General features: G+C 39.3%; 11 protein-coding genes. 8 read left to right on the forward strand and 3 right to left on the reverse strand.

Annotated elements, in window-relative coordinates:
- The first annotated feature begins 41 nt into the window (after window positions 1-41).
- From EUBHAL_RS11710 to EUBHAL_RS11725, 3 genes are all read left to right on the forward strand, one after another.
- Window positions 42-695, forward strand: coding sequence for a vWA domain-containing protein (locus EUBHAL_RS11710; protein ID WP_005349986.1), 654 nt, complete (start codon window positions 42-44; stop codon window positions 693-695).
- 94 nt (window positions 696-789) lie between these two features.
- Window positions 790-1,998, forward strand: coding sequence for a diguanylate cyclase domain-containing protein (locus EUBHAL_RS16560; RefSeq protein ID WP_005349988.1), 1,209 nt, complete (start codon window positions 790-792; stop codon window positions 1,996-1,998).
- A gap of 102 nt (window positions 1,999-2,100) precedes the next feature.
- The gene (locus EUBHAL_RS11725) at window positions 2,101-2,730 is read left to right on the forward strand and encodes a methylated-DNA--[protein]-cysteine S-methyltransferase (RefSeq protein WP_005349990.1); all 630 of its coding nucleotides are present in this window, start codon (window positions 2,101-2,103) and stop codon (window positions 2,728-2,730) included.
- A 344-nt stretch (window positions 2,731-3,074) separates the two neighbouring features.
- Here the strand turns inward: EUBHAL_RS11725 and EUBHAL_RS11730 are convergent, their stop codons facing one another.
- Window positions 3,075-4,442 carry an MATE family efflux transporter gene (locus tag EUBHAL_RS11730; RefSeq protein WP_005349995.1) on the reverse strand — a complete coding sequence of 456 codons (1,368 nt, stop codon included), beginning with the start codon at window positions 4,440-4,442 and terminating at the stop codon, window positions 3,075-3,077.
- A 257-nt stretch (window positions 4,443-4,699) separates the two neighbouring features.
- Window positions 4,700-6,091: an alanine/glycine:cation symporter family protein gene (locus tag EUBHAL_RS11735; protein ID WP_005349998.1), complete on the reverse strand. Its 1,392-nt coding sequence runs from the start codon at window positions 6,089-6,091 to the stop codon at window positions 4,700-4,702.
- A gap of 142 nt (window positions 6,092-6,233) precedes the next feature.
- Here EUBHAL_RS11735 and EUBHAL_RS17320 point away from each other — a divergent pair, with 142 nt between their 5' ends.
- The 5 genes from EUBHAL_RS17320 (at window position 6,234) to EUBHAL_RS11755 (ending at window position 9,819) form a co-directional block, all read left to right on the forward strand.
- On the forward strand, window positions 6,234-6,311 hold the full coding sequence (locus EUBHAL_RS17320; protein WP_370775369.1) for a DUF6783 domain-containing protein: 78 nt from the start codon (window positions 6,234-6,236) through the stop codon (window positions 6,309-6,311).
- 299 nt (window positions 6,312-6,610) lie between these two features.
- The gene (locus EUBHAL_RS11740; protein ID WP_005350001.1) at window positions 6,611-6,907 is read left to right on the forward strand and encodes a thiamine-binding protein; all 297 of its coding nucleotides are present in this window, start codon (window positions 6,611-6,613) and stop codon (window positions 6,905-6,907) included.
- Entirely contained in the window at window positions 6,876-7,658 is a 783-nt protein-coding gene (locus tag EUBHAL_RS11745) for an ABC transporter permease (protein ID WP_044923293.1), read from the forward strand. The genes EUBHAL_RS11740 and EUBHAL_RS11745 overlap by 32 nt, the downstream gene beginning before the upstream one ends.
- A gap of 171 nt (window positions 7,659-7,829) precedes the next feature.
- Complete coding sequence (locus tag EUBHAL_RS11750) at window positions 7,830-8,873, forward strand: ABC transporter substrate-binding protein (RefSeq protein ID WP_005350005.1); 1,044 nt, start codon at window positions 7,830-7,832, stop codon at window positions 8,871-8,873.
- Between the two features lie 211 nt (window positions 8,874-9,084).
- On the forward strand, window positions 9,085-9,819 hold the full coding sequence (locus EUBHAL_RS11755) for an ABC transporter ATP-binding protein (protein ID WP_005350006.1): 735 nt from the start codon (window positions 9,085-9,087) through the stop codon (window positions 9,817-9,819).
- 363 nt (window positions 9,820-10,182) lie between these two features.
- Here EUBHAL_RS11755 and EUBHAL_RS14955 read toward each other — a convergent pair whose 3' ends face one another.
- The gene (locus tag EUBHAL_RS14955) at window positions 10,183-11,055 is read right to left on the reverse strand and encodes an Ig-like domain-containing protein (RefSeq protein ID WP_005350008.1); all 873 of its coding nucleotides are present in this window, start codon (window positions 11,053-11,055) and stop codon (window positions 10,183-10,185) included.
- Window positions 11,056-11,390 lie beyond the last annotated feature (335 nt).

Genomic DNA, 11,390 nt, shown 5'->3' on the forward strand with positions numbered 1-11,390 from the left:
ACAGTAAACCTAATAGCGAGATTTTCAGGAGGTAAGGTATAATGAGAAAGAATTTAACAGAAATCGTTTTTATCCTTGATCGTAGTGGATCTATGAGTGGACTGGAGCAAGATACAATCGGAGGATTTAATTCTATGATTAATCAGCAGAAAAATGCAGATGGCGAAGCATTGGTTTCTACGATATTGTTTGACAATGTAAGTGAAGTTCTGCATGACCGCATAAATGTAAAGGACATCCAGCCCCTGACCGATCACGATTATATGGTTCGGGGATGTACAGCATTGTTAGATGCTATTGGCGGAGCGATACATCATATTGGAAATATTCATAAGTATGCAAGACAGGAAGACATTCCGGAACATACAATGTTTGTTATCACAACGGATGGAATGGAGAATGCCAGCCGCTATTATAGTAGCAATAAAGTGAAACAGATGATTGAGCGGCAGAAAATAAAATATGGCTGGGAGTTTCTATTCCTTGGAGCCAATATTGATGCTGTGGAGACAGCCAGTTTATTTGGCATTGATGAGGACAGAGCAGTTAACTATCAATGTGACAGCGAGGGAACTGCTCTAAATTATGAAGTGATCAGTGAGGCAATCAGTGCTGTCCGATGCAGTGTACCACTGGGTTCAAACTGGAAAAAGCGCATTGACGAGGATTTTAAAAAACGTGGCAATCGCGAGTAAGTAATTTTCTATGGGTCTTGTACCTGTAGATAAAGTTCCGCGTTCTTGTTGTCCCTCTGTATGTGTGCTATAATTATTAAATTTAGAGAAAGCTGTGAAAGAAGGTGCAGATGGTATCCTGCTGGCCCCGGCAAATTCGAATTCACTGGTAGATAGCTGTGAGAAAGTTAGAAAGAAAAAGATTCCAGTTGTTTTAATTGATTCTTCGATTAACAGTACAGAATTTGATGTCTGCTACATGACTGACAACATAGATGCGGGGGAGATGGCAGCGAAAGAAATGCTTACGATGCTGCATGATACAGGCAATTCTCCGCAGGAATCATTAGAGGTTGGAATCTTGTTGTCGTCAGATGCTTCACAGGCGATGGTAAATCGGGTTTCGGGATTCTTAGATTACTGGGCAAAATACGCACCAACAAAATGGGAGATTACAAAAGATATTGCTTTAAATGGCGGGGATGTGAAAAAAGCAGAGTCGGATGCAGCGAAATTATTGAAGAAAAATGAGAATATAAAGGGAATTTATGGATGTAATAATACATCTACAGTGGGGATAGCAAAGACACTTACAAAACAAAAACGAACGGATATTGTTATGGTCGGATTTGATATGGCAGAGGAGACAAAACAGTTTATTAAAGACTCGGATTATCGAGGAGTTTCCTTAATGCAAAAACAAGACCAGATGGGATATCTGGGAATAGGGACTTTGAATTCCCTTATCAATGGAAAAAAATCCGAGCAAAAATATTTTGATACCGGGGTTATTATGATTGATTCTGATTATCTTATGGAGAAAAAAGAAAAGAAACGTTATATAGGCTTATCAAGCACAGACGCCCTGACAGGAATCCTAAACCGCAGAGCATTTCAGGTAGAATTAGAAGAACAAATCCGTAAAAAAGAACCGGGATTTTTCATATTTATTGATGTAGATAACTTTAAATCCTATAACGACACCTACGGACATAATAACGGAGATTTATGCCTGAAACACTTCGCCAAAGCAATACAGGAATGTTTCCCGGAAGGAAGTATACTTGGCAGATATGGTGGAGATGAATTCGTGGTTTATCTAAAAGATGTTACAAAAGAATCTGTATATATTTATATGGAAAAATTCCAGAAAATGATTGAAGATTTGACTCTTGCAACAGGTGAGCAGGTATATTTGTCAGCCAGTGCCGGAGGCGCGGCATTCCCTGAACAGGGAGAAGACTTTATCTCGTTGTGCAGAAGTGCTGACGTAGCATTATATAATGTGAAACAGAATGGTAAAGCGGCTTTTAAGATAAAATAGGAGGTCGCAGCAGGTAAGGGAGACTGGATTCGCTCAAGTATTATGCCCGCAGAGCGAGATAATCCGCAGACTGCCAGATAAGAAAAAACATTGGAGAAGTTTATGAATACAAGAGAAGAAGCAATAAAATATGGTTTATCCTTTGCGAATACCTATGTAGAAGCACCATTTCGTGATCAGAACTGGCAGCTTGTACGGGTGAAGGGAAGTAAGAAAGCATTTCTGTGGGTTTATGAAAAGGATGGATTCATTCATTTGAATGTGAAAGTAGAGCCAGAGTGGAGAGACTTCTGGAGAGAGGTGTATTCATCAGTTATTCCGGGGTATCACCAGAATAAAAAGTATTGGAATACGCTTATCCTTGACGGAACGATACCGGAAAAAGAAGTGAAACGAATGATTACAGAAAGTTACGATATTGTAACAGACAGCCCGACAAAGAGAATCTATGAGGCAGTAAAAAAGATTCCAAAAGGACACGTTGCAACTTATGGACAGGTAGCGGCAATGGCTGGAAATCCGAAAATGTCACGAGCAGTCGGTAATGCCCTCCACAAAAACCCTGATCCAGAAAATATCCCATGTTTTCGTGTTGTAAACTCTAAAGGAGAACTCGCAGGAGCATTTGCATTTGGCGGAGAAGGAGAGCAGGCGAAACGCTTGGAGGAAGACGGCGTAGAGGTAAAGAACGGGAAAGTAGACCTAAAAAAATTTGGGATAAATAGTAATTAGCACAGGCAAGGAAGCTGTCTTTGGCGGCATTTGCTCCAGTACCAACGAATAGAAACCAGAAAATCAAATCACAGCCTGTTGGAAAAAATTCTCAACAGTATTTTTATGCCGGTTGGCAGAATGTTCTTGAAATTGAGGTTCTGTAAAAAGAACCGGAGAAGAAAAATCATAAAGACTAAAGAAATATAAGCGTATTAAATTGAGGTGCAGATGGAATCCTCAAAATGGAAGTATTGAAAATCTGAGTTACTGCAGGCCAAACAGACGCCACGAGAAAGAGAAACCTATATTTGTGATTTTCGTCGCTGCGGGTTGGTCTGTTTGTTCCTCCTCCCTACAAATCACTATTTATCTCTTGTTAACTTGTGAATCCATTTATAGCTTCGGAATCTCAAGAAAATCGGAAGTCCCTTAAATATCTGGTCAGACTGCAGGCAGATCACTACCGCAGGAATCGGCCATTTCCACCAAAAAGCAGCGGAGAGAGACAGTGGAAGTACAATGCCCCAGGTACTGATCATATTGACATAGAGTGAAAACTTTGTATCCCCTGCACCACGGATGATTCCAGAACCAACAGGCATCTGGTATGCCATACCAACCATAACTATTGCCATAATGATAATGAGCTGTTCTGCAAGTTGAGCTGCTGTCGGACTTAATGTATACTGTGCCAAAAGGAAATCTTTTGTGAAATAAAGAACGGCACCAAGAATTATTCCAATGCCTACATCAAGTACAGAAAGTGTTCTTGCCGCAGCTTTTACCTCGTCCAAATCTCCCTTGCCGACTGCCTTACCCATCATAACGGAAGAAGCAGAGGACATAGCAAGTACAACAACTTTCATATACTGATAAAATGTACTTGCAACAGAATTTGCCGCGATTGCATCGGAACTCAAATGCCCGAGAATCGCTGTCTGCATCGGTACGGAAATCGCCCATAACATGCCGGATATGAAGACAGGAACAGCCACTTTCACATAATCCGAACGCAATAATTTATCAATGTGAAATACTGCCTTGTCTGAAAATAACTTTAACTTTTTATCTATTTTTATCACATAAATAAATACAATAAGGAATTCTAAACATCTCGATATCATTGTACCAATCGCTGCACCTCTGATTCCTAATTTAGGGAAGCCAAATCGCCCGTAAATCAAAGTATAGTTAATACTTACATTTACGACTAAAGAAACACACGATATCACAAATGCAATTCGTACCGTCTCCACACTGCGAAGCGCAGACAGAAGCACCTGTGTCACAAGATACAAAAGAAATGTATACTTTATAATCTGCAAATAACTTCCTGCCTCAGACAAAATCGCCGTATCAGACGTAAAAAATCCTAAAATTGCGCCTGAAAACAGTGAACATAAAAGAATCAAAAAGATTCCCAGACAAAATGCAATCTTTAAAACTATTCCCGTAATCTGCCGGATTGGTTCCATCCGTTTCTGTCCCCAATATTGCGAGGCAATAACAACCAGCCCATCACCGATAACAACTGCCGCCTGTTGGATAAGGAAAAATACCTGATTTACCAACGACGCACCAGAAAGAGCATTCTGACTGTACGCTCCAAGCATGATGTTATCGGCCATATTCACGCTATAAGAAATAAGGTTCTGCAATGAAATAATAATAAGCAGCGGAAATAATGCTGCGTAAAAATTTTTATCGTGGGAGAAAAATGTTTTTTTCATAAAAAATAGCCTTTCTGTAGATATAAATCAGTATCAGTGGGGCATTCTTGAACTTCTGTCTTCTTCCTCAAATCTCTCCAACTGATTTCCCGAGCTGCCAATGAGCAGAACTCAGGGAGATAAATAAAGCATATTTGTGACTTTAGTCGCTGCGGTTTGAATGCTCGCTTTACGCGCTCGCATCCAAACCTTGCTCCAAGGCCACAAATATGCTTTATTTATCTCCCTGAGTTCGTCTGCTTCGCCAGCTCGGTAAATCAGGCTTTTTTTGCTCCGAAATATTCTTTGGTGAGCTTTACAACTGTTCCCGATAAGAGGAATACAGCAATCAAGTTCGGTATGGACATAAGTCCGTTAAATGTTTCTGCGATACTCCATAATAATCCCAAGTCTACCGTTGCTCCGAGAATCGCAACAAGTGAGTAGACAATCATAAACGGACGAATTGTTTTTGTCCCAAAAAGGAATTCGATGCAGCGAGAGCCGTAAAGTCCCCATCCGATTGTAGTGGAGAATGCGAAACAGCAAAGTGCAATGGCTGTAAAGATGGATACCCATCCGCCATAAGTTGCAGTGAAGCCCTGAATGGTCAGTTCAGCACCGGCTGTTTGTCCGTAAGGAACATTAATGCCGCTGCATAAAATAATTAAGGCGGTCAGTGTACAGATAACGATTGTATCTGTAAATACTTCAAAGATACCGAATAATCCCTGTTTTACAGGCTGGGAGGTATCTGCTGTTGCGTGAGCGATGGAGCCGGTACCAAGACCCGCTTCGTTAGAGAAAATACCTCGTGATACACCCTTTTTCATACTGGTGAATAAAGTCCCTACCATTCCACCGGTAAATGCTGCCGGATGAAATGCTCCTTCAAAAATAGACTGGAATACAGCCGGTATCTGCTGTATGTTTAAAATAACAACACCAAGTCCGAGAAGGATGTAAAGCAGCGCCATAAATGGAACTAAAGTTTCTGTTACTTTTCCGATTCGGCGGATACCACCGATAAGAATTAAGGCAACAGCGATAGCAATAACAATACCGATTACAAGGTTGATGGTAGAAAGACTGCCTGATGAAGCAAGGTTAAAGTTGAGCATCAGTGAATCAATTGCAGTTACGATTGTGTTGACCTGTGTTGCATTTCCTGTACCAAATACGGTCAGAACACCGAAAAGGGAAAAGAGAAAAGCAAGCCAGTGCCAGTGTTTGGAAAGTCCATTTTTGATATAGTACATTGGACCGCCAACCCAGTCACCCTGTGAGTTTTTTTCACGGAAGTGTACAGCGAGTGTTACTTCAGAATATTTGGTACACATTCCAAGAAGGGCGGATATCCACATCCAGAAAACGGCGCCTGGTCCGCCAATCGTGATTGCACCGGCTACACCGGCAATATTTCCCGTTCCAACGGTTCCGGCAAGTGCGGTACATACCGCCTGAAACGGAGTGATTGATCCATCCGCAGCTTCTGATTTATCAAAAATCCGTCCTAAAGTATTTTTGATAGAGTAAGGAAACTTTCGAATCTGAATGAATCCTGTTCGAAAACTGAGATAAAGTCCAACACCAATGATACAGACCATTGCTGGAATACCCCAGATAAAGTTGTTAACAGCGCTGTTAACGGCTTCTATTGTTTTTAGCATTAGTACAGTCCCCCTTTAGCTTACTAAAGTAAAGATTATACCATTGTTTTATTAAATAACGCAAGAGTTTTACTCTTGTTTTTTTCTGAAATTTGTTTTATACTGTAAAAAGTTCAATATAAGACCAGAGCGTGTTTGAAAAATGCTTTCTGCAAATTGCGATGTGCAGGTTGCTGGAATGATTTTTCAAACACGCTCCAGGGGAGCTTGTCGTTTTTAGGAAGCTGAGAGTAAGGTTGTGCCTTAGACCCTTGAACCTGTTTGGATAATGCCAGCGTGGAAGAGTTTGCAAAAGAACTTTCAATAAAAAGTTTATCAGGAAGATTTTAAAAGCAGCGTCAGCATTATTTGCTGGCCTTTTTCTTTTTTATCTGCAGGAACTTTTAATAAGAAGACATAAATTCTTTTTTAGATATAGCCAATGGCAGATTGCAGATCAGAAAAGAATAGCAGACTTTTTATGCGGCATAAATACAATATTTATACAAAATTTATACAAATTATATGGAGGAATGAAGAATGAATGCAAGTGTAGCAATTCAGGTTTTACCATCTGTACAGGATGAAGAAGAAGTAATCCGTATCGTAGACGAGGTCATTGATTACATCAAATCCACAGGATTAAACTATTATGTAGGACCATGTGAGACATCAATTGAAGGCGATTATGATACTTTAATGGAAATCGTAAAGAACTGCCAGTTAGTGGCAGCAAAAGCAGGATGCAAAGCAATGAACACTTATGTTAAGATTTCTTACAAGGCGGAAGGAGACGTGCTGACCATTGACAAAAAGGTTACAAAGCATCACCAGTAAGCTTCCAGCAGTAGTAGCATTATGCCTTCTGATTCTGCTCTGGCAGTTTTTATGCCAGAGTGGGGCAGTTCCGGCATACATGCTGCCTTCTCCCGTGCAGGTGATAAAAGCATTAGTGACTGATTTGCCAACGATATTAGAACATGCCAGTGTTACGTTGCAGGAAGCCTTTTACGGACTGTGTATCGGTGTTGGTTTAGCATTTGTTATGGCGACATTAATGGATCATTTTCAGATACTTAACAAGGCGTTGTATCCGATTCTGATTATCACACAGACGATTCCGACAATCGCTATCGCACCATTGCTTGTGCTGTGGATGGGATTTTACATGGCACCGAAAATTACTCTTGTTGTAATCACAACTTTTTTCCCAATTACAGTAGGCTTGCTTGACGGGTACAAGAGCGTGGATAAGGATTCCATTGATCTCATGCGGGCAATGGGAGCAACCAAAATACAGATATTTTTCCATGTGAAGTTTCCGACTGCATTGCCGCAGTTCTTTTCCGGTTTAAAGATTTCTGCTTCTTACGCAGTTGTAGGAGCGGTTATTTCTGAATGGCTCGGGGGATTTGAGGGACTTGGTGTTTACATGACAAGAGTTTCAAAGGCATATGCTTTTGATAAAATGTTTGCAGTTATTATTTTTATTGTCATTATCAGTCTTCTTTTAATGGGAGCGGTCAATCTCATCAAAACACTCTCTCTGCCGTGGGTGAGAGTGGAGAAAAAGGAAGCTTTGGAATAAAAAAAGATATATTTGGATATTTAAAATATCCTATATTAAAATCACATTCAAAGTAATCTATATGGATATATAATAGCATCCAAAAGAATCCATATGGGCATATATAATAATATCTAAAAGAATCTATGTGATTTTGTACAAATAGTATCTGAAAATTTACAGGAGGAAATTATGAGAAAGTTAAACTGGAAAAAAATTGTTGCAGGAACTTTGAGTGCAGTAATGTTATTATCTGTAACTGCATGTGGTTCTTCTAGCACAAAGAGCGAGAGTGCAAGTACAGAAGCAGGTAAAAAGGAGCTTACAAAAGTAACATTCTGCCTTGACTGGACTCCAAATACAAACCACACAGGAATTTACGCAGCAAAGGCACTTGGTTATTACGAAGATGCCGGGCTTGATGTTGAAATCGTACAGCCACCGGAAAATGGAGCAGCAACCATGTGCGCATCTGGTCAGGCTCAGTTCGCCATCGAAGCACAGGATACAATGGCAGCCGCATTTGATTCCGATAACCCACTTGGAATTACAGCCGTTGCAGGACTGATTCAGCATAATACATCAGGAATCATTTCCAGAAAGGGAGATGGAATTTCCAGCCCGAAAGGACTTGAAGAAAAGACTTATTCCACATGGGAATCTCCAATCGAGCAGGCTACTTTAAAAACAGTTATGAAAGATGAGGGAGCAGACTTCAGTAAAGTAAAATTAATCCCTAACAACATCACAGATGAACCAGCTGCATTAAAAGCAAACCAGACAGACGCTATCTGGGTATTCTACGGATGGGGTGGAATCAACGCAGAAGTAGAAGGCGTTGACTGTGACTACTGGAACTTCAAAGATATCGACTCTGTATTTGATTACTACACACCAGTTATGATCGCAAACAATGACTTCTTAAAGAATTCACCAGATGAGGCAAAAGCATTCCTTGCAGCAACCAAAAAAGGATACCAGTACGCGATTGATAATCCAAAGAAAGCAGCAGACCTTCTTATCGCAGGAGATGACACAGGTTCCTTAAAAGGTTCTGAAGACTTAGTATATAAGAGTCAGGAATGGCTTTCTAAACAGTATGTAGCAGATGCAGACAACTGGGGAGTTATTGACGAGACAAGATGGAATAACTTCTACAAATGGCTCGCAGAGAATAAACTGACTACAAAAGACCTCACAGGAAAAGGTTTCTCAAACGACTATCTTCCTAAATAATTTGCAGGGATGGGCGAACAGACAGACGAGCCGCCAAAGACAGAAAAGCGAATCGCCATATAGCCATATCTGTGGTCTGGGAGCAAGTGTTGGATATGAGCGTATAAGCGAATATTCAACGCGCCGCGACGAAAATCACAGATATGGCTATATGGCGATTCGCTTTTCGTCAACTTTGTCTGTGGCAAATTATTAGAGAAAGGATAATATAATGGTTCTTTTAAAGGCTGAACATATTACAAAAAAATATAGTGGGAGAACTATAATCAAAGATATTAATATCGAATTGCATAAAGGAGAACTTATTTCACTTCTCGGAGTCAGCGGTTCTGGAAAGACAACTCTTTTCCATGTCCTTTCTGGACTGACAACTCCAGAGGAGGGAAGGGTATTGCTTAATGGTGAAGATATTACTTCTAGGCCAGGACAGATTAGTTATATGCTCCAGAAAGATTTACTTTTTCCACATAAAAAAATAATCGACAACACGGCATTACCGTTGGTTCTTCATGGAATGAGCAAAAAAGAAGCAAGAAAAAAAGCACAGACGTATTTCGAAGACTTTGGACTTGAAGGAACAGAGTATCAATATCCTTCCCAGTTGTCTGGAGGTATGCGCCAGAGAGCAGCTCTGCTTAGAACATATCTTTCTTCCAATGGAGTTGCACTTCTTGATGAACCATTTAGTGCACTGGATACCATTACGAAAACAGCAATTCATAGATGGTATCTTGAAGTTATGCAGCATATTGAGTTATCTACAATTTTTATAACACATGATATTGATGAGGCAATCCTTCTTTCAGACAGAATTTATATTCTCAATGGAAAGCCTGGAGAAATTCGAGATGAGATCATCATTAAAGAAAAGAAACCACGGGCGGAGGATTTTTACCTCACAGATGAATTCCTTGCATATAAGCGGGAAATAATAGCGAAGCTTTAGATTCTGATTTGCCGCAGGCAAGGAGACACCTCTGTAGAGAAACCTATAATCAGAGCAGAGGACCACATTCTGGCGAATATTCAGGTAACTGCCGATTATAAAAATGTCTAACATAAGAGCAATCATAGCTTTGTGTTTCAAGTTAAAGGTGGAATCAATGATGGCCTCCATCTCAGAGCGGGAAAGGACAACAGGGAGATAGCTTCTCTTTTCATGCATAGTAATTAACCTCCATAATAAAATCAACAATTGTGAAAGAAACAATGTTGAAGTAGGATGTTTTTGTCACTGCTTTTTTTATTTTTATAAACAAAAATCGCTGCACATAGCTTTCGCAAGCCATTGCGCAGCGATTTTGTTCAATCAGAATTTCCATTTCGTAAATCCTATTTTTTTCATGCTATAACCATATTTTTTCATAAGTTTGTTACAGGAACTAAAGGTATCGTTTATACTCGAAAGAAAAGAAGGAATATCTATAGAAGAAGGTGGTCCAATATAATCGTAATTATCTTCTTCATAATCTGCCTCAAAATGTGAGTTTATTTTTGTATAGGAAAATCCTTTACTTTTTCCATCATAGTTCATTGTAATCGTTCCAGTTGATTCTACAGTAGAGCTAGGATTCCAATTGGAAATTTTAGAGAAAACGGTTCCCTCCTGCCCAGATATTATATTCATAGTTATAGTTGTCTTATAGTTAGCATTCTGGTTACAAGGATAAAAATTATACATAAAACTTATCTTTCCAACCTGAGGATATGCCACAATATAAGTCATATGCAATTCATCTGTTGGATAAAGGATTTCTCTGGAAAGTATTCGTGTATTATTTTTCCCTTTCTTACCCTTTTTACGAACGAAAAGATAAAACTGCTTTGCATTAAAGCTTTTTTGCGTCATTACAGTTACTTTACATTTAAGTTTTTTCTTATTTACTTTAGCGTAAATGTAACAAGTACCAGGTTTTACGCCTTTTACAGTGCCATTGGTGTTCACTTTTGCAACTTTTTTATTGCTAGAACACCACTTGACCTTTTTTGTTGTTCCTTTGACTTTTAATTTAGATTGCTTGCCTTTTACGAGAGTGATATTTGTTTTGTTCAGTTTAACTTTCGATGCAGCATGTACAGTTGTTGGGGAAAAAACGGAAATAGACAATAAACTACTAATGAGCAAAATACTGAAAAAGTAATTAGTCATTCTTTTAAGAAAAGGTGTTAAATGAACTCTCATAGTATCCCTCCTTGCTGATGAAAAGGTACAGATCCCGAATCGTCAGTTTATATGAAAATTATATCATGAAAGAAATAAAAACTCTATAGAAATTCTGATTGCCGCAGTCTCATACTGTCCCTTTACGATAGGATTCTGAATACACATTTCTTCTTTTACAGCAAGAAGACTCCGACCTCTAAGGTGGGAGATGAATTGCGTCTGTTACCTACTTGATAGAGCGTTCTAATCATAGTATAATATCTTTAGTTAAATAATAAAAATTAAAATACAATAAATTTAGATAATAACGTACATTTAGTACTCTGACTATACCAGCATCGTGTGCTTGTGGT

The organism is Anaerobutyricum hallii DSM 3353 (assembly GCF_000173975.1).
Lineage (GTDB): Bacteria > Bacillota > Clostridia > Lachnospirales > Lachnospiraceae > Anaerobutyricum > Anaerobutyricum hallii.